The following is a 24,113-nucleotide window of genomic DNA, read 5'->3' on the forward strand; positions in this document are numbered from 1 at the left end:
TAAAAAGCTGAGCGTCTCGCAAGTTGCATGGGCTCGGTGGTGCGCGTCGCAGAGCGACACGATAGCTAACCAATCAGAAGAACGTCCTGCATTGCTTGCACTATGCACACCAACCATCTCGACGGGTCCTTGCCCGCTCACCATCGCGGGAATTTATGCGGCATTGATGCCGCAGAAGAACTTACATGGGCGTATTTGCAGCGTGTCCCGCGACGGTGAACGGGCAAGGGCCCTGCAACCAAGCTGCACATCACTCGCTTTGCATCTGATCTATCCGAAACATCTCATTCCATCGAGACACACGCTGCAAACGCAGCCAAGGATTCGAGCCGCAGAGACGTTGGATACCGTCAAACGCTGAGTGAGTCGAATGTGCGGTGCCCTCGCCGCTCGCGGGACACGCCGCAAGTACGTCCATGTAGGCTCGGTGGCGGCATCCATGCCGCCACACGGTCCCGCAAGCGGCGAGGACACCGCACCATAAAATTGGTCGGCTGCTTAAAAACATGCACACCCACTATCTCCACTGGTCCTTGCCCGCCCACCGTCGCGAGACCTTACGCGGCATGGATGCCGCGTAAGAGCTTACAAGGACGTATTTGCAACGTGTCCCCCGATGGTGGGCGGGCAAGGGCCCCGCAGCAAGCACGCAGCACCAATGCTCTACGCATGCCTTACCGCACCGTTCCACCACATCTGAGTAAGCAAGATTTTGCAACTTAGCTTCGTTAGACGCAGCGTCAAAATCTCAATTAACCGAGCGCGGGCAACAAGGCATGAAGCGCTTTACTGCTAGTGCACCTGAGCTCCCGCATACAGCACCCGACGCCGCCATGATCGACTGCGTGCAGTCGCCGCGCTTAGACTCCGCGTTTACACGCGCCAAGGCTGCTGGTGATCGATCTCAATGACATCGCGCTCTACGTGCAGGTGGTGCGCAGCGGCAGCTTTGCCGAAGCCGCGCGCCGGCTCGGCACCGCCCCCAACAGCGTGAGCCGGCGCGTGCAGCAGTTGGAAGCGCAGCTGGAGACGCGCCTGATGCAGCGCTCCACCCGCAAGCTGACCTTGACCGACGCCGGGCAAGCCTTCTTCGAACGTTGCGCCGATGCGGTGGACGGGCTGACCTCGGCCGGGCAGAGCCTGGTGGCCGATGGCGACGAAGCCGCCGGGCTGGTGCGCGTGGCGGCACCCGCGGATTTTCTGGATTTTTTCCGCATCGAATGGGTCGGCGAATTTCTCGCTGCGCATCCGCGCGTGCGCCTGGAATTCGTGCTCAGCGATGCCAAGGCCGATCTGATCGCCGAACGCATCGATGTGGCCTTCCGTGGCGGCACATTGCCGGACCTGGGGTATGTCGGCCGCCAGATCCTGGCCGACAACAGCGACCTGCTGGTCGCCAGCCCAAACTATCTGCAGGCGCGCGGCAGGCCGCTGCAGGTGGACGACTTGCGGCAGCACGACGGCATCGGCTTCCCGCACCCAAGTGGGCAGATGACCTGGACGCTGATGGGGCCGTCCGGGCTTGCCGAGCAGGTGCAGGTGCAGGCGCGGTTTGCTGCCACCACCGCGCGCGCCTTGCGCCTGGCCGCCGTGGCCGGGCTCGGCATCGCGCTACTGCCGCAGGCACTGACGCGCCCGGATATCGAACAGGGCCGCCTGAGCGTGGTGCTGCCGGATTTCCAACGCCGCGGTCAGGGCCTGCACGCGCTCTACCCAAGCCGACGGCATCTGCCGCGTGCGGTCTCGGCGTTTATCCAGGCCGTGACCGTGCGATTGAATGCGCTGTAGGCGCATGGGCAGTAGCGACGCCGCTTGCGGCGTCGCGCCAGCTCAGGCAGCAAGCCCATCGATCTGCTGATGGGCAACGGCAAGACCCGCTTCACGTCCCTCCTTGCCGGTGGCCAGACCCTCGGCAACGATGACCTCCGGGTGATGCAGGCCGACGAAGCCCAGCGCGGTGCGCATGTAGGTTTCGGCATGCTCCAACGACGCCAGCGGCGAGCCGGCGCCATAGAACCCACCGCGCGCCACCGCCAGGATCACCCGCTTGTCGCCGGCTAGCCCCTCGAGCACTCCTTCGGACGTATAGCGGAAGGTCTTGCCTGCCACCAGCACGCGATCGATCCAGGCCTTGAGCTGGGTCGGCACGCTGAAGTTGTACAGCGCCACCCCGATCACCACGGTGTCGGCATCCAGAAATTCCTGCAGCACCGCAGCACCATTAGCCAGGTCGGCGGCCAGTTCCGGCGTCTGATCGGCCGTGGGATTCTGCTGCGCAGCCAGATGCGCGCCGGACAGATGAGCGATCGGGTTGGCGGCCAGATCGCGATGGGTGACGGTGACATCGCCGTTGCGCTGTTGCAGCTTGGCAACGATGCGTGCGCTGAGCTGACGGCTCGCCGAATAGTCGCCGAGGATGCTGGAATCGAGATGAAGCAGTTTCATTGGAATGCCTTTGCTGGATAGGTGGGGGTGTGATGGGTGGCGATGCATGGCTGGGGTGCGCACACATCGACGGTTGGGCGGTGCAGGCCATCGTTGAAGACCTGTCGCCAAGGCTCGGGCGTGCGGTTTTGAAGGCGCATTGCCTTCCGCACGATCGGTAATGCGCTGTATTGCCTGGCAAGCGCTGCGTGTTTGACGCCGCATGCCGGGCAGCCACGTCTCGGCTGCCCGGCATGCGCGCGACTCAGGCCAGGCGGCCTTTGGCGCGCAATTGCTCGCCGATGCGGCGGATCTCCGCCTCGCCCTGCGCCAGTGCGGCGGTGCTGGTGTGCACCGAGTAGTGGCCCATGACCAGGTCGTGCGGGTGCTTGACCGCCGACCCCAGCACGAAGGAGCTCGCACCGACCGACACCACATCGATGGCCTGCTCGGCATCCTTGAACACCGCTATCTGGCCGCTGCCGATGCTCTCGGCCGCGTCCAGCTGCCCGGTGTGCACCGCGATCCAGGCCACGCTGTGGCCGGCCGGCGGCACGTAACGCCAGCGCTCCCCGTCCTGTAGTTGCACGCTCAGATAGGTCATGTCGGCCGGCGCCGGAATCTTGCTTTCCAGCTCGCCGTAGCGACCCAGCAGCACACGCACCGGCCCGGCCACCGGCACATCGGCCGGCGACAGATACAGGCTTTGCGCCGGAGCGTTTTCTTCGGCTGCAGGCAATGCGACCCAAAGCTGGAAGCCCTTGGCCGAGGACTGGCCGACCGGCACACCGTCGTGCCACACGCCATTGCCGGCACGCATCCATTCCACACCGCCGGTAGGCAGCGTGCCCTGCTTGCCGGTGCTGTCCTCGTAGCCGACCTCGCCCTCCATCAGGTAGGTGAGCGTGGCAATGCCCGAATGCGGATGCATGCCCATCGGTGCTCCTCCCACCGATGGTTTGACGGTGAACAGGTCCAGGAACACGAACGGCTTGACCAGCTGCCCCAGATCGCCCGGGCTCATCAGCCGGGTGATCGGGCCGCGGGTGGTGCCGCGGGTGCGAAACACCACCGGGCGCGGCATGGCCTGCACGCTTGTCTCGTGCTGCGGCTGATCGGCGTAGGTGGTGGCCAGTTGTGCGTTCATGACAGATCCCTTTGCGGTGGTGGAGCCAGCTGCTCCGGTGATGGAAAGCGTAGAGATGCGCCTATTGATCGACTAGCCGGAAGATTTGGAGTGGAATCGTCCAAAAATCGAAGTAATCCAGCCTGCACAACTTTGCCTCGTTGGTACGCGCGGACGAAATGGCGGCCGGCATACCGCCTGGGCTGCCTGCTCCGAGTGGGGCGGTCACGCGGTCTGGGTGTCTTCGCTCAGCGAGCCGGAGGCTGGGCGCCAACCGCCAGTCCAGGAGCGCACGGCCCTGCATTGCGGACCCCGCGCCCCAGCGGGCGGCCTTCATGCCACACCAACAACGGGTTCTTCACGCTTGCGCCATTCTTTCGCTGGAGACGCCCGATGATCCGCACCCTCGCCCCGCTCGCTGCCGTCCTGTTGCTCTCGGCCTGTGCTTCCAATCAGGTGGCGCAGGTGCAACCCATCGATGGCGCGATCTCCGGCCAATGCCATATCGAAAAGGTCCGCGGCATCGTGGGTCTGGCCGCAGCGGCGCAGACGGTGGAGCGCGCGCGCGTGGATAGCGACAGCCTGCAGGTCAGCGTGCGGCGCGGCGAGCGCGCCACCGGCGGCACCACCGCCAGCGGTCTGGCCGACCCCGCACAGGGCGCCAGTGAAAGCGGCGGCGATCACCTGAGCATCGAAACCGGCCCGACCAACAACATCACTGCGGTGTATTGCGGCTGAAGGCAACGCGCCTCGCTGCGCACCGGTTGGCCGCAGCACGGGCGGTACGCATCGCTTGGCGGAGCGCGCCGCGCAGAAGCTGGGCTCTGACGTGAGAGGTGTCGGTGGCAGTTGACGCACCGCCGGCACGTTGCTGCTTTGTACGGGCGCCAGCGCACAGATGCCAAACGCTGGCCGCCTGCTGGCGACCCAAATGGGTGGCAGCGCGTTTCAGAGCGGCTGACGCAGTGGCGCGAACGGCCCCGCCAGCTGGGGGCGTGCGGCATGGAGCAACCGCAGCCAACGCACATGGCAACCAGATTCCGCGCACCGGCTGCAGCCGCCTGGCGGCTGCGTCGCCGCGGTGTCGGTTGCTTCTTGGAGCGGCTAGCCCAAGCTGGCAAGCAGTCGTCAGCTGGGCGTGGGTGGCGCGCCCGAAACCGCAGTGCACGGGTGGTCCATGCCGCACCGAGGGCTGGCTGTGCCCACCTGCGGAGCGCGCCGTCGTTTTGTTAGCCGCGCTTAGTCTGCCGCACGCGCTTGGCCGCCCGGATCATCATCCGCCCGCCTAAATGCGCCGCGCCAACGCCGATGCAGCCATGTTCGACCATCGTGGATGCAGCTGAAAACCGCAGGCACCACCACCAGGCACAGCAGGGTCGAACTGATCAATCCCCCGATCACCGCGATGGCCATCGGCTGGCGGAAACTGGCATCGGCACCGAAACCCAACGCAATCGGCAGCATGCCGGCGATCATGGCCACGGTGGTCATCACAATCGGGCGCGCGCGCTTGTGGCACGCATCGAGCAAGGCGACGTCGACCGACGCGGCCCCATCGCGGATCGCGATCACCGCGTATTCGACCAACAGGATCGAGTTCTTGGTGACGATGCCCATCAGCATCACCAGGCCGATCATCGACGGCACATCGAGCTCACTGCCGCACAACAACAGCGCAATGAAGGCGCCGCCGAGCGATAGCGGAATGGCCGACAGGATCGTCAACGGTTGGAAGAAATCGTTGAACAGCAGGATCAGCACGCACAGCATGCACAAGGTGGCGATCGCGATCGCCAGCAGCAAGCCGGACGACAATTCCGCCGCCACTTCTGCATCGCCGGACTGGATCAGCGACACGTTCGCAGGCAGGTGCTGGATGGCGGGGCGCGTGGTGGCCAAGGCCATCGCCTTGCTCAACGGCATGTCGCCCAGGTCGGCGCTCACCGTGACGTAGCGTTGGCGATCGTAGCGATTGATCTCGGTCGGCCCGCTCTCCATCGCCAACACCGCCACGCTGGACAACGGCACCAGCCCATTGCGCGATTGCACGCGCAGGTTGGACAACGCCTCCAGATCGGCCCTGACCCGGTCGGGAACCTGCACGCGGATGTTGATCTGCCGGTTGTCCAGATTGAGCTTGGCAAGTTGCGGTTCGAAATCGCCGCTGGTCGCAGTGCGCAGGGTCTGGCCGATATCGGCGCTGCTCACGCCATAACGGGCGGTCTGGCGCTGGATCGGCCGCGCTACCAGCTCCGGGCGTTGCAGGCCTGCGGTGGTACGCACACCCGACAGGCCGGCCGAGCGCAATTGGCTTGCGAACGCAGCGACGGTGGCATTGAGGGCATCTTCCGATTCGCTGGTCAGAATCATCGACAGGTGTTCGCCCGGCCCGCCGCCGCTCACGGTGACGCGTGCGCCGGTGATGTTGACCAGCACCCGCCGCACTGCGCGCTCGATCTGCGCCTGCGGTGCACGCGTCTTGCGCGGCGACAACACCAGGGTCATCTCGGCCTTGCGCACCTCCGCCACTTGCGCACCGCGCCCGCCCGCAGTGCCGCCGATGCTGGTGAACACCGCGCCGACGCCATCGATGCGGCCCACCGCCGCGCGCACCCGCTCGGTAACCTGACGGGTCTGCCCGATGTCGCTTTCCGGTCCCAGCTCGACGCTAACGGTAATGAAGCCGCGGTCGCTGGGTGGCACCAGGCCTTTGGAGAGCAACGGCAACAACGCCAGCGACAGCAGCAGAAACACACCGGCGGCGCCCAACGTCGCCGCGCGATGCCGCAAGCTCCACTGCACCATCTGCAGATAGCGGGCGGTCACCGCACCGGTCGCCGGCTCGGATGGATCGCTGTGCCGCGCGCGCAGAAAGGTGGCCGCCATGATCGGAGTGATCAGCCGCGCCACCATCAACGAGGCAACCACCGCAATCACCGCAGTCCAGCCGAACTGTTTGAAGAACAATCCCGGGATGCCGCCCATCAACGTGGTCGGCACAAACACCACCACCAGCGTCGCGGTGGTGGCCATGACCACCAAGGCGATTTCGTTGACCGCATCGGCGGTAGCTTGAAACGCGGATTTGCCCATGCGCCGATGACGTTCAATGTTTTCGATCTCGACAATGGCATCGTCGACCAGGATCCCGACCACCACCGCCAGGGCCAGCAAGGTCAGCGTATTGAGCGAGTAGTCCAGCCACCACATCACCGCAAACGCCGGCAAGATGGACAACGGCAGCGCCGATGCGGCGATCAGGGTCGCGCGCCAGTCGCGCAGGAACAGCCACACCACCAGCACCGCCAGCAGTGCGCCCTCGTACAGCATCGACATCGAGCCTTCGAATTGCTCCAGGGTGTAGGCCACGGTGCCGGAGACCGGGGTGATGCGCAGCGAGGGGTCGGTGTGTTGCAACTGCTGCAGCGCCTGCGCAACGCCTTCGGCGATTTTGGTCTCGTCGAAGCCCTTGGTGCGATACAGGCTGAGCCCGATCACCGGCTTACCGTCGAGCAGCGCGGCCTGCCGACGGTCGGCGATGCCATCGCGTACGCGCGCGATCTGCTCCAGGCGCACGCTGCCGCCGGCTGCGAGCGCAATCGACATGCCAGGCAATTGCGCGGCCTGCTGCACGCCGGCCAGCGTGCGTACCGATTGCTCGGCGCCGCCCAGTTGCACGCGTCCGCCGGAGGAATCCTGCTGGGTCTGTTGCAGCGCGCGCGACACATCGGACGTGGTCACCCCGAGTGCGGTCATCTGCACCGGATCCACCTCCACCCGGATCTCGCGCTGCACGCCGCCCAGGCGTTGCACGCGGCCCACGCCAGGCATCTTCAGCAGCGCCTTGCTTACGGTATCGTCGACAAACCAGGACAACGCGGTCTCATCCAGCGTTGTCGATGTCACCGCATAGGTCAGGATCGGCGTGCCGGTTTCGGTCACCGCACTGATGGCAGGCTGCAACAGTTCCGGCGGCAACGACGAACGCACCCGGTCGACCGCATCCTTGGTTTCGATCAACGCATCGGACAGCGATTTTTCCAGATGAAATTCGGCCACGATCTGCACCTGTCCATCGCTGATGGTGGTGCGCAGATGGCGCAGGCCGCTGACGGTGGCGATGGAGTCTTCCACCTTGCGCGCCACCTCGGTTTCCAGCTGCGCCGGTGCCGCCCCCGGCTGCGTCAAGGCGACAGTGACGGTAGGCAGGTCCATATCCGGCAATGCCTGGATGGAGAGATTGCGAAAGCCGTAGACGCCCGCCAGGGTCAGCAGGAAGAACAGCAACACGGCGGGAATGGGATTGCGCAGCGACCAGGTAGCAAAGTTCATCGTGGCGTACGTGGAATCAGCTGCATGCCGACCAGCGGGCCGGCCGGCGTAGTCTTGACCAACACCGTGTCGCCATCGGCAAGCAGCCCGGCCCCCTGCGCCACGATGCGCTCGCCGCCGCTCCACGGCTGCAGCAGTTCGACGTCGGTCCCGACCCGTCGCCCCACCGTCACCGCTTGCGCGCGCACCCTGGATTCGGGACCGCTGCCGATGATGCGGAACACCAGGCTGCGGCCATCGCGCACCACCACACTCGACGCCGGCACCACCAGTGCGCTGCTGGGCGGCAACGCCACCGCACCGTCGACGTACATCCCGCCGCGCAGCAGGCGGTCGGGCTGGATATCCGCATACACCACGCCAAGCCGGGAGCGCGCATCCAGCAGCGGCGCAATCTGGCGCACGCGTGCCACGGCGGCACTGCCGTCGGGCAGCCGTAGCCGGACGTCCTGGCCTACGGCGATCCGCGCAATCTGCTCGGGTGTGAACTCTCCACGCCATTCCAGGCGCCCCTGCCGCACCAAGCGAAACAGTTCCTGGCCGCTGCTGGCCACCGCGCCCAGCGTGGCGCTCTGCGCGCTGATCAACCCATCGTCGGGGGCGGTGATGTCGGCTTGCTGCAGCTGCAGCCGGTTGGCATCCAGCTGCGCCTGCGCCACCGCGATCTGGGTGGTGGCGGTCACCGCTTCGGTCACGTAGCGCTGCACCTCCTGGTCACTCATCGCCCCGGCCGCCTGCACGCGCACGGCACGTGTGCGATTGGTATTGGCCTGGTCTGCAGCCGCCTGTGCTTTGGCCAGGCCCGCACGCAGTTCTGCGCGTGCCGCCAGCAGAGTGGCGGTATCAAAACGTGCCAGCAGCTGCCCGCGCGTCACCACATCGCCGACCGCCACGTTGAGCGTCACCAGCCGCAGCCCATTGCTTTGCGAACCGATCACCGCCTCCTGCCAGGGCGCCACGATCCCGGTCGCCGACAGCGTGCGTGGCCACTCCACCTGACGTGGCGTGATGGCCGTGACCGACAACGCGGTGATTGGAAGATTCTGGAGCTGCGGCCGGGCGCGCGTGGACCAGCCCCAGCCTGCGGCAATGGCACCACTGGCCAGCAGACACCACATCAGCGGCAACGCGAAACGTCGCCGTTTGCGCTTGGATGCCGCAGCGTTGGTGCGCGCGCTGTCCGTTGTGTCGGTTGGGGTCATGGTGGTTACGCGATCTGAGGAAAAGGGGAAAGGGGAAAGGGCCACACCAGCACGCGGCACATGCATCTGCGCGCTTGCATGCATGCGGCGGTATCGCGCCAAGAGGCGGCCGGGTGCAGGCCAGGTGTGGCATTGCGCGCACTCTCTGCCAACGCAATGACGTTGGCACCGTCGACGCAGCGACTAGCGAGTCTCAAGCACCAGCGAACCATGGCTAGGTGGCATCGTTTCAAGCGCCCGTTAAAGAACTTTTAGTCCGTTGAAGAATTCTTTAAGCGCACCGAGTCCGCTGCGCGAAAGGTTCAGCTTCAGGTACGCGGACCGTCCAGCCGATTTGCGCCACGGTCGACGATGCGCGGGCCTGCATCGACCGACAGCACGGACGCCGCAGCTGCGTGCACGCGCAACGCATCCGGCACGCGCATCGACGCTTTGCACACAGTGCTCCCCACGGCCCGGGGCAGGTGCTCAGCCCGTCGCGCTGCCTGGAAAGACGATGCGCACGCTAAACCCACGCCCGCTCAGACCAGGCCCGGTCTCGATACGTGCCTGGTGTAGATCCACGATACCGGCGACCAACGACAACCCGATGCCGCTGCCGCGGACCGGAGTGCCGGCTACGCGATGGAAGCGGACAAAGATCGCCTCGCGTTCCGATTCGGGGACGCCGGGCCCATCGTCGGCAACCTGCAGAAACACCTCGCTGACGGTCTTTGCACCGTCTTCGCTTGTCGCATCGGCGATATAGCCGCAGCTGATCAGGATGTTGCCGCCCTCCGGCGTGTAACGCATTGCGTTATCCACCAGGTTGCGTAGCAGGATGCCGATGTCGTCCACGTTGCACGCAACGACGCAGCTGTGGATATCCAGATACAACGCGCGCCCGTTCTGTCGCGCATGCACCTCGAATTCCTGTGCGATGTGATGCACCAACATGCTCAGTTCAGTCGGTTGGTGCATCGATGCGCTCCGCCCCGCGTTCAACCGCGCCAGATCCAGCAATTGCTCGGACAAGCGAGTGCTGCGCTTGGCCACGCGCAGCAGCTTCAGTAGTGCTTGATTCTTGCTTTGCAGGTCTTGGGCGCCCAGCGCGATTTCGGCCTGCGCCTGCAGTGCCGACAGCGGCGTGCGCAGCTCATGCGCGGCGTCGCCGATAAAACGGCGTTCGCCTTCGATCGCCGCATCCAGCCGCTCGAGCAGATGATTGAACGACGCCACCAGCGCGTGTATTTCGCGCGGGAGTTTGGACAACGGCAACGGGGCGAGGTCCAGGCTCTTGCGCCGCCGCAACGCCTTGCCCAGCGCTCTGACCGGCTGCAGCGAGCGGCGCACCACACACCACATCACCACGCCCGCCACCACCACCAACACCGTGGCCAAGGCGAGCGCGTGCCACGCCTCGTGGCGCAGGTCCGCATCCACCACACTCTGCGGGTTGCCGACCTGAACGCTGACACGGCCGGTTCTGTCGGTGACCGAGTACACCCGCCAGTGTTCGCCCTGGATGAGGGTGGTGGCCGCCCCATCGGTAAACGATGGCTGCAGCGCCGAATCGGGCGCGCCAGGCGTGCGTGCCACCATCGTTGTGCGGTTGATCCAGACCTGGAACACCAACTGTTCGCGCGCACCGGTGAAGGTGTCCGGCAATTGCAGGCCCGGGCCGGCCCTCTGGTCGAACCTGCTCTTGGCCGGAATGGTGATCAGCATCTGCGTGGCGATGGCTTCGAGCTTTTCGTCCCACGTACTCTTCAGATTGAGCGAGAGCAGCGTGAGCACCAGCGCGATGACCGCGACCCAGCACAAGGCGATGACGCTGACGATCACCATGAACAATTGCGCAGTGATGGATTGCGGTCTCATCCGGTCGGCTGCCCCACCACGTAACCCAGTCCGTGCACGGTTCTGATCAGGTCCTCGCCCAGCTTGCGCCGCAACTGATGGATGAACACCGCAATGGTATTGCTCTCCAGCTCGCTGGTCGGCCCGTACACCAGGTCCTGCAGACGGTCGCGGGTCAGCACATGGCCGGGGCGTTCGATCAACGCCATCAGGGTGCGGTATTCGTGTGCGCTCAACACTACATCGACACCGGCCTTGCTCACCGCGCGGCGACTCCGGTCCACCTTCACGTCGCCGAAGCTGAAGATCGGCACCACGCTGCCCTGGCTGCGCCGAATGACCGACCGCACGCGCGCCCACAATTCGTCGAACTGGAACGGCTTGACCAGGTAATCGTCGGCACCGGCGTCCAGACCGACGATGCGCTCACTCAGCTGCCCGCGTGCGGTCAGGATCAACACCGGAGTGGGGTCGCACCGGGCGCGCATGCCGCGCAGCACCGACAGCCCCGACTCGCCAGGAAGCCCCAGATCCAGCAGCACTGCCGCATAGGGATGATCGATCAGCGCCACCTGCGCCCCAGCGGCATCCACGACATGGTCCACCTCCCACCCGCCCTGTTGTGCGCCATCGCAGATGGTGTCGCCCAACATGGCGTCGTCTTCGACAAGGAGCAGCTTCATTCGGTGCTGGTCGGTAGGCACTAGGGGGCCACAGCATCCTGGAGTGGGTTTAATTCTGCATTAAGCGGCCCGCGATGGCGGCTGGATTGGGCAGCGTCGTGCGCGAACAGGGCAGTTGCGTCCCAATGTGCCTGTCGGTGCCTGTCGCAGTCGCTCGACAACCGACGCGCTTGCGCCAGGAAAGCGGACATATGCAGGCAGGTAGGCGAAAACGCCGGCCGCAACCCGCCACTGCGGTCGATCGGCTGCACCGCCTTGCGCTCCAGTCCGCCATGCCCCCGCCCGCTGCAGGTGCCAAGTCCTGCGGTAGGCTGGGGCGTCGCATGCCGGGACATGTTCACGACAGGTCGCGGGTGTAGAAGGACCGATCCACCGGGGCAGGAGCGCAACCATGAAGGTGCTTTTGATCGAGGACGAGCCCGAGATGGCGTCTGCCATCCGCGACGTCCTGGCAACGTACAACATGATCGTGGATCACGCCCCGACCTTGGCAGCGGCGGCCAGCGCGGCCGCACTGGGCGCGTTCGACGTGATGATTCTCGATCGGCAATTGCCCGACGGCGATGGCTTGCAGTTTCTCAAGACCCTGCGCGAGCAGGGCAATGTCACCCCCGTGCTGGTGCTCACCGCGCTGGCCGAGTTGTCCGAACGCGTGGTCGGCCTGGACATCGGCGCAGACGATTACCTTGCCAAGCCGTTCGCGGTGGAAGAACTGATGGCCCGGCTGCGCGCACTGGTCCGCCGGCCGGCACATTTGCAGACCGATATTGTCACTGCCGGCAATCTGTCCTACGACTTCGTCAATCGCACCGCCAGCATCGGCGGCGAGGCGCTGGATCTCAAGCGCAGGGAGTTGCTGGTGCTTGAAGCATTGCTCAAGCGCGTCGGACGCATGGTGCCGCGCGGCACGCTGATGCAGGCGGTGTTCTCGATGGACGACGACGTGCAACCGAATGCGCTGGACACTCATGTCTCGCGGTTGCGCCGCAAGCTGTCCGATGCGGGTAGCGCGCTTGCGATCAATGTGGTGCGCGGCGTGGGCTACATGTTGAGTGTGAGCGCATGACCTACAAGCCGCCGTCGTTGCGATGGCGTCTGGTGCGTGGCCTGGCCGCCGCGCAGACCGCCATGATCGCGCTGGCCGGCGTCGTCATCTTCGTCCTGGTCATCCAGGCCACGATGGAGTTTCCCAACGGCAACCTGACCTACGAGTTGCAGACCCTGGAAACGCTCACGCGGTCGGTCGCGCACGACCGCACGGGTCGGCTGTACATGCGCCCGAGCGCAGACATGTCCGAGCTGCGTGCCAAGTCGACCACGTTGTGGTTCATCGTCACCGACAAACACGGGCAGCGCCTTGTGGAGGGAACGCCGCCAGCGGCCATCCGGCCGGCGCTGTCCGCATTGCCGTTGGTGGAGTCGGCAAGCTTCGATGTGGGCGGTGCCAGCACCACCGACACGCGTGCAAGCGTGGCCTGGGTGGAGTCGGATGCCGGGCAGGTGCAGATCGCATTCTGGGCACGCGGGCCGGTGAGCACTTGGGAACTGCTGCGGCTGGCCTCGCCGGTGCTGTGGCAAACCCTGTTGATCATTGCGCTGGTCTCGGTGTCCACCATGCTGGTGATGCCGCTTGCGGTGAAGCGCGGCCTCAAGGGGCTGGACAAGGCCGCGCAAGAGGCCAGATCGATCGATTTTCATCGCACCGGCATGCGCCTGGGCCTTGATCAGGTACCGGCCGAAGTGGCGCCCTTCGTGCAGGCCATCAACGACGCCCTGGCGCGCCTGGACACTGCGTTGGCCAAGCACAAGCGGTTCATCGCCGATGCCGCGCACGAACTGCGCACCCCCGTGGCGATTCTGACCACGCGCCTGTCCGCGCTGCCGGCCAGCCCCTTGCGGACGCGGCTGATGGAAGATGCCGTCCGCCTCGGCGCATTGACCGGGCAGCTGCTGGACATCCAGCGGCTCGACTCCGACACCATCGTGTTTTCGCGTCTGAATCTGGCCACGATCGCAGAACGCGTGGTACTCGATCTGGCGCCGCTGGCATTCGCCGCAGGCTACCAGGTGGCGTTCGAGACCGATGCTGCGGTGGTGCCTGTCGATGGCGATGAAGTGTCCATCGAGCGCGCACTCACCAACCTGATCCAGAATGCGATCAGCTATGGCGGGCGTCAGGGAACGATCACGATCCGGGTCTCGGCAGCAGGCACGGTGGATGTTGCCGACGAAGGACGCGGGGTCAAGGATTCCGAGCGCGAACGCATCTTCGAGGCGTTTCATCGCGACAGCAAGGACGGCCGTGGCGCCGGCCTGGGACTGGACCTGGTGCAAACCATCATGCGACACCATGGCGGCAGCGTCCTGCTGGTCCCGGACACCGCAGCGGGTGCCTGCTTCCGGCTGGTGTTTCCTGCGGCGGTGTAGTGCCGGCATCCCTACGCTGTCTTGCCTGGACATGACCGCAGCGGGGCTTGTTCATCCACGTCACCGCACCGCACATCAGCTGCGCGCAAGCGCCTTGATCGGATCCAGGCGTGCCGCACGCCGTGCCGGCAGAAAACCGAATACCACGCCGATCGCTGTGGACACGGTGAACGCGCCGATGATCGACCACTGCGAGAACACCATTCCGAAACTCGGGCTCACCCAACCGACGAGGACGCCCGCACCCAGTGCCAGCGCCACGCCCAAGGTGCCGCCGACCAGACAGACCAGCGTCGCTTCGATCAGGAACTGGCGCAGGATGTCGGACTGACGCGCACCCACCGCCATCCGCACGCCAATCTCCTGAATCCGCTCGGTCACCGACACCAGCATGATGTTCATCACCCCGATGCCGCCGACCAGCAACGAAATCAGCGCAATGGAGGAAATCAGCAGCGTGATGGTGCGTGTGGTCTGTTCGACGGTCTTGCGCACGCTGTCGGAATTGGACAGAAAGAAATCCCGGCGCCCATGCCGTTGCAGCAGCAGCGTGTCGATACCACGCTCGGCCACCGCGCTTGGCACCTGCGTCGAGACACGCACCGTCAGGCTGCGCACGCGTGCATCGCCGGAGACGCGCGCCATCACCGTGGTGTAGGGCAGCCACACGTTGAGCGAGGTGTCGCCGGCAAACCCCGAGGTCGGCCTGGCAGTGACGCCAACGACCCGCAGCGGCACCGATCCCACCAGAATCACCTTGCCCAGCGCCGATGTGCTGCCTGGAAACAGCGCACGTTGGGTCGCCTGGTCGATGACCGCCTCCGGCGCCCTGGCCTGGATCGCATGCGCGTCGAACCCGCGCCCCTGCGCGAATGCGTAGCCACGCACCCGGAAAAACTGATCGCCGACGCCGGTGATGCTGGCGGCGACATCGTGGGGCCCATAGCGCAGGCCGGCGCTGGTGGAGATCGAGGGCGTGGCGCTGTCCACGTACTCCAGCCCGGCGATGGCGACCGCATCGTCGGCACTCAACGTACGCACCGTATCGGCCGCACGATCGCCGATGCTCGCCCCCGGCATCACTTCGATCGTATTTGTGCCCAGCGCATCGATGTCGGACAGGATCGACCGCCGCGACCCTTCGCCGAGCGCAACCACCGATACCACCGACGAGATGCCGATGATGATGCCCAGCATGGTCAACAAGGTCCGCAGGCGATGGTTGAACATCGAGCGCAGCGCCATCTGACCGGCTTCGGCAAAGCGCCCCAGCAGGTCTGCCAGGCGCCCCGCTCTATCGGCGACCACGGCGTCCTTGATCGCGGTGCGAGGGGTCGCCGGACGCAGCTGGCGGTCGGCCACGATCTGGCCGTCGCGGATCTCGATGATGCGTTGCGCATGCGCCGCCACCTCGGGGTCATGCGTGACCAGGATGATGGTGTGACCTGCCGCGTGCAGCTCCTGCAGTACCGTCATGACCTCCTTGCCGCTGGCTTGATCCAATGCGCCGGTCGGTTCGTCGGCCAGAATGACCTCGCCGCCATTCATCAGCGCGCGGGCGATCGACACGCGTTGTTGCTGCCCGCCGGACAGCTGCCCCGGCCGGTGGTGCAGCCGTGTGCCCAGCCCCAGACGCTCCAGCAAGGCCTGCGCGCGCGCGCGGCGCGCACTAGCCGCGGTCCCGTTATAGATCGCAGGGATTTCGACATTGCCGATCGCATCCAGCTCCCCCAGCAGCTGATAGCGCTGGAAAATGAAGCCGAAGTGGGCACGCCGCAGACGCGCCAGGCTGTCCGGATCCAGTTGACCAATGTCCTGCCCGGCGACCTGGTAGCTCCCGCGCGTCGGGCGATCCAGGCAGCCCAGGATGTTCATCAAGGTGGATTTGCCCGAGCCCGATGGCCCCATGATGGCGACCATTTCCCCGGCGTGGATGCGCAGCGTGACATCGCGCAGGATCGCAACGCTGCCGTCGGCAGACGGAAACTCTTTGCAAAGCGCGCTCACTTGCAACAGTGCGGGCATGACGCAGGCTCCAATGATGGATGTGGGCAGGCGGTGCATGAGCGCCTGCCCGTGACAACGCGACGACGCATCAAGGCGTCTGCGCAGGCGTATCGAGATCGCTGGTGATCACCCTCTCGCCCAGCTCAAGGCCTGCGATCACCTGTGCGTTGATGCGGTTATTGAGCCCCACACGGATGCGGCGCATCTGCCGCCCGCCATCGGCGGTCAGCACGTGGACCACATAGCTTCCATCGGCGGTGCGCTCGCCCAGCGCACCACTCGGGATGAGGCGTGCAGCGCGTGCGCGTGCCAACACGATCGTGGTTTGCGCGGTCATGTCGATGCGCAAGGTGCGATGCGGATTGGGCACATCGAAGATGCCATTGAAGTACACCGCATTGGACGCGGCACTGCTCGCCTGGCCCGCCACGACGCCGGAGGCATCGCTGGCGATCGTGGTCGGACCCGGCTCCAACGCAGACAGCACCGCGCGATAGCGGGTGTCGGGCTCGCCCAGCAAGGTGAAATAGACGCCCATCCCGGCCGATACCCGGGTGACATCGGCTTCGGAGATCTGCGCCTTGACGGTCATGGTGTCCAGACGGGCGAGCTTGATGATGGTCGGCGCGCTCTGGTTGGCATTCACCGTTTGTCCCTGCTCGGTGACGATGGCCACCACTTCGCCATCCATTGGCGCCACCACGCGTGTGTAGCTCAGATTGAGCTCGGCGGTGCTTGCCGCGATCGTGGCTTGCTCCCGCTCCGCGCGTAAGGCCTGGATGTCTGCCCGCACCGTCGCCAGCGTGGCTTCTGCCGCCTCGGCATCGACCCTGGCCACCGCATCATCTGCCATCAAGGCGCGCTGGCGACGGTCCGCCAGGGTGGCCTGACGCAGGCTGGCCAACCGTGCCGTCAACCTGGCGTCGGCGCTGCGCACTTGCGCCTGTGCGGTGCGCAGCGCGTTCTGCTGCGGCAACGCGTCGATCTCGGCGATCGGCTGCCCTTTCTTGACCGAGTCTCCAAGTTTGACGTGCAGGGCCACTACCTGGCCGGTGACCTGCGCGCCAACGCTCACCAACTGCGAGGCGTTGATCCTGCCGGTCGCCAGCACGGTCTCTTCGATATCCCCCAGCACCACCGCCGAGCTGGCCACCTGCGGTGCAACCGGTGGAGAAAAAAACTGCACCTTCACCAGCCAGCCGACGAACAACGACAGCACCACAATCGACCACCAACGGTAGCGCCCTAGGCGCTGCAACCACAGCATCGAACGGCTCATGGCGCGCTGCCTCCCCGCGTGGGTGCCTGCATCCATTCGCCACCCAGCACGCGATAGGCGGTCACCAGGTTGCTGTCGCGTAACAGGGTGGTGTCCAGCAAGGCCTGCTGCGCCGCATACAACGCACGCTCGGCATTCAGCAGGTCGACCAATCCGGTCTGCCCGCGCTCGTATCTGGCGGCGGCAATGCGCGCCTGCTTGCTTGCGGCGTCGATCAGTTGCGTCTGCGCCTGCAGTCGCGCAGCGATGCTCCCGCCGATGGCCAACGCATCGGCCACATCGCGGAACGCGATCTGCAGCGTCTTCTGATACTGCGCCTGGGCGATTTGGGTATCGAGCTCGGTCACCTTCAGGTTGGCGCGGTTGGCGCCGTGATCGAACAGTGGCACCGCTGCGGAGGCAGCGATGTTCCAGCCACCTCCGCCAAGCAGCGTGGACAACGCCGTGCTGGTGTTGCCGTAGCTGCCGGTCAGGGCAATGCGAGGGAAGAATCGTGCGCGCGCAACCCCGATATCGGCATTGGCGCCGATCAGCGCATGCTCTGCGGCCATGACATCGGGGCGACGCAGCAGCAGTGACGACGGAACCCCTGCCGGCAACGGACCGTTGAGCGACAGTGCTGCATGACCACGCGCGTCGGCATCGGGCAACAGCGTCTCGGGTACCTCGGCACCAACCAGCAAAGTCAGCGCATTGCGATCTTGCTGCAGCTGCGCTTCCAGGCCAGCCTGCTCGGTGCCGATCTGCGCCAACGCGGTGTCCGCCTGCGCCAACTCCAGCCCGCTGATGGCACCCTGGTTGTAACGGGCCAATGTCAACTCGTACACCCGTTGCAGATTCCCCGCGGTCTTGTTCACCAACGCAAAGCGTTGCTGATCAGCATCCAGTCTCAGCCATGCAGTCGCCACTTCGGCGATCAGGCTGAGCGAGGCACTGCGTCGATTCTCATCGCTCTGAAGAACATCCTGCAAGGCCGCTTCTTTGAGATTTTTCACGCGTCCAAAGAAGTCTAGCTCATAGCTGGCAAACCCGAGCGATACCGAAAGTTGACCTTGCTGACGACTGGCATCGACGCCGCTACCGTCCAGTGTCACTGTCGGCAGCGTCTCGGCGCCACGCAACCGGTAGCTCGCCCTGGCGCGTTGCACATTCAACATCGCAAGCGCCAGGTCCTGATTGCGCTCCAGTGCAAGCGCGACGGTATCGCGCAGGCGTGGGCTGGCGAACACCTCGCTCAGCGCCGTGGGTGCGAAACCATGTTCGGAGGTCGTTTGCTGTTGCGGGATCCGTGGCGGCGGCCGCACGTACTGCGGCGCCAGGTTGGCGCAGCCACCCAGCGCCAGCAACGCCATCGCATAGGCGATGTTGGCTGAAAGTCTCATCGTGTTCTCAAACGTCGTTATGCAGCGGTAACGTGCATCGCATGTGGCGCGTATCGAGGCGGCAGTGCGACAGCACAGGCAGGAGTCGGTTGCAGCGCATGCTGGCAGCGCTCTCTGTCGATAGCCTGTCTGCTGTCGTGTTTAGTCCACCGTTAGCCAGTGCATTCAGCCAACGGCAGCCATCGTCGGTCGCTCGAGGTGTTCGTTACCGCGCAAGGTTGCGACGATGCATCGCTACCGAGTTGTAGTCGATGCTGATGCGTGGCTGAACTTTCAATCACGGCTCGGCATCAACGACAGACTGCGGACAGATTGATGCCCTAGCCTTGTGATGCCGACTGCGTGTCATCCATCGATCGGATGACTGTTGCGTTTCGCAGATTGGCCTAACTCTTTCAACGCTGTGAGGATAGATGGCACGTTCGTATATGGCTTCGTTTCTTCGCGAATGGATCACGGCCCCCTGCTCCGTTGCGGCAATCCTTCCTTCCGGACGTGCACTGTCCTCCATCATCACCTCCGAACTCTCGGAGCGTACCGGGCGGGTCCTGGAACTTGGTCCGGGTACCGGTGCGTTTACCCGGGCGATGATCGACAAGGGCGTGCGCGAAAAGAACCTCATCCTGCTCGAATACAACCAGAGGTTTGCATCGCTGCTCACGCAGCGCTTCCCGCACGCGTCAGTGCTGCAGATGGATGTCACCGATCTTGAATCGGTACCTCGCTTCGATGGAGCCTGCGTCGATGCAGTGGTCTGCGGCCTTGGCTTCTTGAACATGCCAGCACATCAGGTGGCCGCCATCGTGCGTGGCGCCTTCCTGCATCTCAAACCGGGCGGCCGCATGTATCTGTTTACCTACGGCTTCAAATGCTCGGTGCCAGCGCACATTCTCGATGCGCTCGATCTGGAGGCCGTCAAGATCGGGCGCACGTATTGGAACGTCCCGCCAGCGACGACCTATCGTCTGCAGCGCCGTGCGTACACAGGCTAGGCCACCATGCAGACCAACGACGTATTAACGCTGGTGTTGAGCTTCGGCCTGCCAGGCGTGCTGGCGATGTCCTACCTCGAAAAATTCATCCCGGTGATCCCCTCCTATCTGATGCTGATGGTTGTCGGCATGACTGCCGAGAGCGTGCCGGCGCTGCTGGCGGTGTGGGCTATCAGCGTGGCCGGATCGGTACTGGCGACGGTCAGTTGGTACGAGATCGGCCGTGCGCTCGGTAACGATCGCGTGCGCGCCCTGGTACGCAACTACGGCCGTTTCGTGTTTCTGCGCATCGCTACTTACGACCGCCTTGCGCTGTCGTACCGACGCAACGATTTCCGGGTCACGCTGGCCGGTCAGGCGATCCCGGTGGCACGGATCTATCTGGCCTTGCCGGCAGGCGTGATCCGGGTGCGCTTCTGGACCTTCCTGCTCGCCGCAGCACTTGGAATTGCCGGCTACAACCTGTGCTTTCTGTTGGTCGGCTTCTGCCTGCGCGGAACCGGACATGATCCGCTGATCACCGGCATGGTCATCGCCGCAGCGCTGGTCGCATTGGAATGCGTGGTGTTCTTTTCGATACGCAAGAAGTCGCGCGCCAAGTCGGTGAACGTCTAGTCGGCTGGCGTGTTCCGCAGCGGTGATGACATCGGCCCGCTTCGCTGGTTGCGCGCGGTGTCCTTGCATGCTCCGACATTGATGGCCATGCGTACTTAGGGTGCGATTTAGCGCTGCACAGCGCTCACGAGCACTGACGTGGATGGGCAAAGCGCATTGCAATGTATCGGCAGCACGCCGGACGAAGCGTATGACACGCATGCCGTGCAGTGATGCATGTCGTCCACCCGCATCGCTGCATGTCCAGCATGTGCTATCCGGGAAATCGAGGCGTATGCGCGATACCACGCCACGCGTTACCTGCCGCGTCTGTGCCGGAGCCGATCGAGTCGTCCGGCGCACGCTTGCAGACGGCATTCGTGAACGCATGCCTACCAATGGCAAGCGATCAAAAAACTCTTAAAACGTGATCCGCAGCGAATCCATAGGATCACTTCCAGCAACCTCGCTGCAGCACCGCCACCTCGCCATCGCATCCATCTGGCCGCTCGTCAGAGGCCGATGCGGTGTCGAGCGACTGCAGCCTCATCTCTTCGGAGCGCAGCATGATTTCCCAACGCCCCTCCACCGTTTCACGGCGGCCGTCGCCCACCAGCAATCGGCAGGCATGGCAGGACCTGCCAGATCTGCAGCATCACCACGCCAGGCGTCAGCGGCTGACGCAGCTGCGCTGGATGGCCGGCATTGCCGGCGGCGCAGTCGCCGTGTTGTGGGCCGGCCCCTTGCTGTGGTCATGCATGTGCCGCCTGCTGACCTAGGGCGATCACGCAGCTGGTCGCGGTTGTGTCGTGCCCTTCTCCCTTGCATCACTTACCCCACAAGGACCCTGCAATGACGATTCCCCGTTACCTGGTGGCTGCCGGCACGCTGCTGTTGCTATCGGCCTGCGCGAGCCGCCCCGTCGCGCCGCAGACATCGATGCGGACCTCGATCGGCCCGGCGTCGACGGCAACATTGGTGATGCCGCCCGCTGCGCAGCCGCTGCCTGGCCCGTCCGATCAACAGCTGGTGGCGAGCGATCGCCCCATCGATAGCGATGGTGGCAACGCAGCGCCGGCATCACCGGATGCAGCACTTGCCGCTCCCGCCGTGTCTGCAGCGGCCGCTCCCATCACCAACGCCGAGCAGGATGCACAAGCGCTCTACAGTGCCGCACCGGTGCGCGACCCGTGGGAGGGTTACAACCGCAAGATCCACGCATTCAACAACGGTGCCGACAAGGTGCTGTTCCGTCCCGTCGCAGTCGCCTACGACAAGGTCACACCCAAGCCGGTCAAGACCGGCATCCGCAACATGTTTTCCAATTTCGGTCAGCCGGGCACTGCGGTCAGTCAGGTGTTGCAGGGCCGCCCGGTCAAGGCGACGCAGTCGCTGGGTCGGTTCGTGGTCAACAGCACGCTTGGCGTGGCCGGGCTGTTCGATCCGGCCACCCGCTTCGGCATGCCCAAATACAACGAGGATGTCGGACAAGCATTTGCGACATGGGGCTGGGACAACTCGCGCTACTTCGTAATGCCGATCCTAGGACCAGGCACGGTACGCGATACCTTTGGTCGCGTCGCCGACCAACAGCTGACGCCGATCAACTATCTGGACAATGCGCGCGTAGCCAATTCGCTGATGGGCCTGCAATTGGCCGACGGCCGCGCACGGATGCTGCCGATGGACGCGCTGCGACGCGATGCCGTGGACGATTACACCTTTGTGCGCGATGCCTGGGCGCAGCGCCGTGAAAAGCAAATTGCAGACGACTGATCGCCGCCAACACGAGGCGTGCGCGGTAACTCAGCGTAGGCGTTCACGCGCTGGATCAGCAGCTTGCCAGTCACAGCGAGCAGGCTGTGGCTCCCAACGACCTCACCAGCGCTCTCGCAAAGATTCGCAGCATCACGCAGCACGCTTACGGCGGCTGGGCTTGGGATTGGGATTGGGCTTCGGCGTAGCCGCCTTGCCTGGCTTGTTGGCCTTGCGTTGCTTGCTGCGCGAGTCGGTCAAAAAGCGCAGCGTGGCCGCTTCCCACTGACGCTCGCCGCGCACGCCGCTGGCCATCGCCTGCAGTTGCCCGGCGCGCCAGCCTTCGAACACGCAGGGGTCGATGTAGGCCTTGCGACACACCGATGGCGTGTTGCCCAGCGCATCGGCCACCTCGCGGATGACATCGTTCTGCACCTGCATGAGCGCGCGCTCGCTGCTGCGCTCGGGCAACGGCAAACGCGCCAGGCGCTGCAAGGCGGCCAGCGTGCCGCCCCAGGTGCGGAAGTCCTTGGCGGTGAAATCCTCGCCCATCGCTTCGCGCAGATAGTCGTTGACCTCGCCCGAATCCACCGGCTGCAGCTGGCCGCCGTCGTCGCGGTATTGAAACAGCGATTGCCCCGGCAGCTGCTGACATTGCCGGATCAGTTTGACCAGATGCTTGTCGTCCACTTCGATGTCGTGATCCTGGCCGCTCTTGCCGCGGAATTTGAGCCGTGCACGCCCGCCTTTCAAAAATTCCATGTGGCGGTTGCGTAGCGTGGTCAGCCCGTACGAGCGATTGCTGCGCGCATATTCGGCATTGCCCACGCGCACCAAGGTGTCGGCCAGCAGCGCGACCACAATCGCCAGCACCTTCTCACGCGGAAAGCCGGGCAGTGCCAGATCGCGTCGCAAGCGCCGCCGCAGTTTGGGCAGTGCCGTGCCGAAGGCGATCACGCGCTCGAACTTGCCTTCGCCACGCACCTGCGCCCAATCGGCGTGATAGCGGTACTGCTTGCGCCGCCGCGCGTCGCGCCCGGTGGCCTGCAGGTGACCGTTGGGTTTGGCGCAGATCCACACCTCGGTATAAGCCGGCGGAATGGCCAACGCGCGGATGCGCTGCAAGGTGTCGGCATCGGCGATGCGCTGCCCGTCGGCACTGCGGTAGCTGAAGCTCTTGCCCGCCTTGCGCCGGCTGATGCCTGGCTGCTGATCGTTGACGTAGGTCAGCCCCGCCGCCCGCGCGGTGGCTTTGGCCTGTGCCACCGCAGCCACGGTGGCGACGGCGGCCGTTGCGACGACCGCACCGGTGGCGGCGGTGGCGAGCGTGCCGGCGGCACTGGCCGTGGCGGCGACATTGCGAAGAACACGTTTGGCTTTCATTGCGCACGGATCGAAGGACTGGCACCGATTGTTGGGCCGCGCAGCGCTAGGCCGCGTCAACGCAACGACAACGCCGTGTGGGCAAGCGATGCCCGCGGCGCAACTTTGTGCTTATGCTTGGGCATCCCCCCTTTGCTGGAGTCATCGATGCGCGCTGTCCTGCCTATTGCCCGTCTGGCTTGCACCTTGGTCGTGCTGACTGCATTGACTGCCTGCAACAAACCGCAACCCGATGAGCAGGAAGCCGTCGCGGCCAACGCACAACAGGCGGCCGAACAAGCCTCCGCGCCGGTGCCGGATGCAGCGCCGGAAGCGCCGCCGATCGGCAGTTGCGACGCCACCCAGGTGCAGTCGCTGGTTGGCCAGCCCATCACCGATGCGGTGGGCGAGCAGGCCCGCAGCGACGCCGGCGCCAAGTCGGTGCGGGTGCTCAAGCCCGGCCAGATGGTGACGATGGAATTCAACGGCGAACGGCTCAATGTCGAAGTGGACGCCAAGAACATCATCACCGCGGTGCGTTGCGGCTAAGAGCAGCTAACAAACCGACTGTGCGCACCGCCAAGCGGGCGCGGGCGGTGCTCGGTGCGGCATGGTCCACGCGTACACGCAGGCTCTGAGCGCGCCGTCCACACCCACCTGACGACTGCTCGTTACGTTTTGTTAGCCACTTTAAGGCTGCGCTGGCGCC

The 24,113-nt window shown here is 65.0% G+C and carries 19 protein-coding genes, 2 other RNA genes and 1 pseudogene; 10 read left to right on the forward strand and 12 right to left on the reverse strand.

Annotation, left to right across the window (positions count from 1 at the left end):
- Window positions 1-350: 350 nt before the first annotated feature.
- Window positions 351-557: pseudogene (locus ABQU90_RS19540) on the reverse strand (hypothetical protein); the annotation flags it as partial.
- A 337-nt stretch (window positions 558-894) separates the two neighbouring features.
- On the opposite strand from ABQU90_RS19540, the gene ABQU90_RS19545 reads away from it, so the two are divergent.
- Complete coding sequence (locus tag ABQU90_RS19545; protein WP_323520841.1) at window positions 895-1,788, forward strand: LysR family transcriptional regulator; 894 nt, start codon at window positions 895-897, stop codon at window positions 1,786-1,788.
- Window positions 1,789-1,830: 42 nt separating this feature from the next.
- Here ABQU90_RS19545 and ABQU90_RS19550 read toward each other — a convergent pair whose 3' ends face one another.
- Window positions 1,831-2,445, reverse strand: a complete 615-nt coding sequence (locus ABQU90_RS19550) for an FMN-dependent NADH-azoreductase (protein WP_115514804.1) — start codon at window positions 2,443-2,445, stop codon at window positions 1,831-1,833.
- Window positions 2,446-2,689: 244 nt separating this feature from the next.
- Window positions 2,690-3,571: a pirin family protein gene (locus tag ABQU90_RS19555; protein WP_323520840.1), complete on the reverse strand. Its 882-nt coding sequence runs from the start codon at window positions 3,569-3,571 to the stop codon at window positions 2,690-2,692.
- 372 nt (window positions 3,572-3,943) lie between these two features.
- Between ABQU90_RS19555 and ABQU90_RS19560 the strand changes: the two genes are divergently transcribed.
- Window positions 3,944-4,288, forward strand: coding sequence for a hypothetical protein (locus tag ABQU90_RS19560; protein ID WP_055852673.1), 345 nt, complete (start codon window positions 3,944-3,946; stop codon window positions 4,286-4,288).
- A 364-nt stretch (window positions 4,289-4,652) separates the two neighbouring features.
- Here ABQU90_RS19560 and ABQU90_RS19565 read toward each other — a convergent pair.
- From ABQU90_RS19565 to ABQU90_RS19585, 5 genes are all read right to left on the reverse strand, one after another.
- Window positions 4,653-4,729, reverse strand: a non-coding RNA gene (locus ABQU90_RS19565) — sX9 sRNA.
- A gap of 60 nt (window positions 4,730-4,789) precedes the next feature.
- Window positions 4,790-7,882 (reverse strand): efflux RND transporter permease subunit, encoded by a 3,093-nt coding sequence (locus tag ABQU90_RS19570; protein WP_323520839.1) that lies wholly within the window; start codon window positions 7,880-7,882, stop codon window positions 4,790-4,792.
- Entirely contained in the window at window positions 7,879-9,084 is a 1,206-nt protein-coding gene (locus ABQU90_RS19575; RefSeq protein ID WP_323520838.1) for an efflux RND transporter periplasmic adaptor subunit, read from the reverse strand. Before ABQU90_RS19575 ends, ABQU90_RS19570 begins: the two co-directional genes overlap by 4 nt.
- 468 nt (window positions 9,085-9,552) lie before the next feature.
- Window positions 9,553-10,944 carry an ATP-binding protein gene (locus tag ABQU90_RS19580; protein WP_323520837.1) on the reverse strand — a complete coding sequence of 464 codons (1,392 nt, stop codon included), beginning with the start codon at window positions 10,942-10,944 and terminating at the stop codon, window positions 9,553-9,555.
- On the reverse strand, window positions 10,941-11,606 hold the full coding sequence (locus ABQU90_RS19585) for a response regulator transcription factor (protein WP_323520836.1): 666 nt from the start codon (window positions 11,604-11,606) through the stop codon (window positions 10,941-10,943). Before ABQU90_RS19585 ends, ABQU90_RS19580 begins: the two co-directional genes overlap by 4 nt.
- A 391-nt stretch (window positions 11,607-11,997) precedes the next feature.
- On the opposite strand from ABQU90_RS19585, the gene ABQU90_RS19590 reads away from it, so the two are divergent.
- Both ABQU90_RS19590 and ABQU90_RS19595 read left to right on the forward strand, forming a co-directional pair.
- Window positions 11,998-12,672 carry a response regulator transcription factor gene (locus ABQU90_RS19590; protein WP_055852661.1) on the forward strand — a complete coding sequence of 225 codons (675 nt, stop codon included), beginning with the start codon at window positions 11,998-12,000 and terminating at the stop codon, window positions 12,670-12,672.
- Window positions 12,669-14,033 carry a sensor histidine kinase gene (locus tag ABQU90_RS19595; RefSeq protein ID WP_323520835.1) on the forward strand — a complete coding sequence of 455 codons (1,365 nt, stop codon included), beginning with the start codon at window positions 12,669-12,671 and terminating at the stop codon, window positions 14,031-14,033. Before ABQU90_RS19590 ends, ABQU90_RS19595 begins: the two co-directional genes overlap by 4 nt.
- Window positions 14,034-14,108: 75 nt before the next feature.
- Here ABQU90_RS19595 and ABQU90_RS19600 read toward each other — a convergent pair whose 3' ends face one another.
- From ABQU90_RS19600 to ABQU90_RS19610, 3 genes are all read right to left on the reverse strand, one after another.
- The gene (locus ABQU90_RS19600) at window positions 14,109-16,058 is read right to left on the reverse strand and encodes a MacB family efflux pump subunit (protein WP_323520834.1); all 1,950 of its coding nucleotides are present in this window, start codon (window positions 16,056-16,058) and stop codon (window positions 14,109-14,111) included.
- A 70-nt stretch (window positions 16,059-16,128) separates the two neighbouring features.
- Complete coding sequence (locus ABQU90_RS19605) at window positions 16,129-17,319, reverse strand: efflux RND transporter periplasmic adaptor subunit (protein WP_202974300.1); 1,191 nt, start codon at window positions 17,317-17,319, stop codon at window positions 16,129-16,131.
- On the reverse strand, window positions 17,316-18,701 hold the full coding sequence (locus ABQU90_RS19610) for an efflux transporter outer membrane subunit (protein ID WP_323520833.1): 1,386 nt from the start codon (window positions 18,699-18,701) through the stop codon (window positions 17,316-17,318). The genes ABQU90_RS19605 and ABQU90_RS19610 overlap by 4 nt, the downstream gene beginning before the upstream one ends.
- Window positions 18,702-19,129: 428 nt before the next feature.
- On the opposite strand from ABQU90_RS19610, the gene ABQU90_RS19615 reads away from it, so the two are divergent.
- The 4 genes from ABQU90_RS19615 (at window position 19,130) to ABQU90_RS19630 (ending at window position 22,063) form a co-directional block, all read left to right on the forward strand.
- Complete coding sequence (locus ABQU90_RS19615; RefSeq protein ID WP_244907798.1) at window positions 19,130-19,693, forward strand: class I SAM-dependent methyltransferase; 564 nt, start codon at window positions 19,130-19,132, stop codon at window positions 19,691-19,693.
- A gap of 6 nt (window positions 19,694-19,699) precedes the next feature.
- The gene (locus tag ABQU90_RS19620; protein ID WP_115560784.1) at window positions 19,700-20,308 is read left to right on the forward strand and encodes a DedA family protein; all 609 of its coding nucleotides are present in this window, start codon (window positions 19,700-19,702) and stop codon (window positions 20,306-20,308) included.
- Window positions 20,309-20,853: 545 nt separating this feature from the next.
- The gene (locus tag ABQU90_RS19625) at window positions 20,854-21,066 is read left to right on the forward strand and encodes a hypothetical protein (RefSeq protein WP_115584238.1); all 213 of its coding nucleotides are present in this window, start codon (window positions 20,854-20,856) and stop codon (window positions 21,064-21,066) included.
- A gap of 73 nt (window positions 21,067-21,139) precedes the next feature.
- Complete coding sequence (locus ABQU90_RS19630; RefSeq protein ID WP_323520832.1) at window positions 21,140-22,063, forward strand: MlaA family lipoprotein; 924 nt, start codon at window positions 21,140-21,142, stop codon at window positions 22,061-22,063.
- 132 nt (window positions 22,064-22,195) lie between these two features.
- On the opposite strand, the gene ABQU90_RS19635 is transcribed toward ABQU90_RS19630, so the two are convergent.
- Window positions 22,196-23,515 carry a DNA topoisomerase IB gene (locus tag ABQU90_RS19635; RefSeq protein WP_323521129.1) on the reverse strand — a complete coding sequence of 440 codons (1,320 nt, stop codon included), beginning with the start codon at window positions 23,513-23,515 and terminating at the stop codon, window positions 22,196-22,198.
- 57 nt (window positions 23,516-23,572) lie between these two features.
- On the opposite strand from ABQU90_RS19635, the gene ABQU90_RS19640 reads away from it, so the two are divergent.
- Window positions 23,573-23,953 (forward strand): I78 family peptidase inhibitor, encoded by a 381-nt coding sequence (locus ABQU90_RS19640; RefSeq protein WP_055852636.1) that lies wholly within the window; start codon window positions 23,573-23,575, stop codon window positions 23,951-23,953.
- A 61-nt stretch (window positions 23,954-24,014) separates the two neighbouring features.
- Window positions 24,015-24,091: non-coding RNA, sX9 sRNA (locus ABQU90_RS19645), on the forward strand.
- Window positions 24,092-24,113: the final 22 nt, after the last annotated feature.

The organism is Xanthomonas sp. WHRI 10207, assembly GCF_040202975.1.
Classification (GTDB): Bacteria; Pseudomonadota; Gammaproteobacteria; order Xanthomonadales; family Xanthomonadaceae; genus Xanthomonas.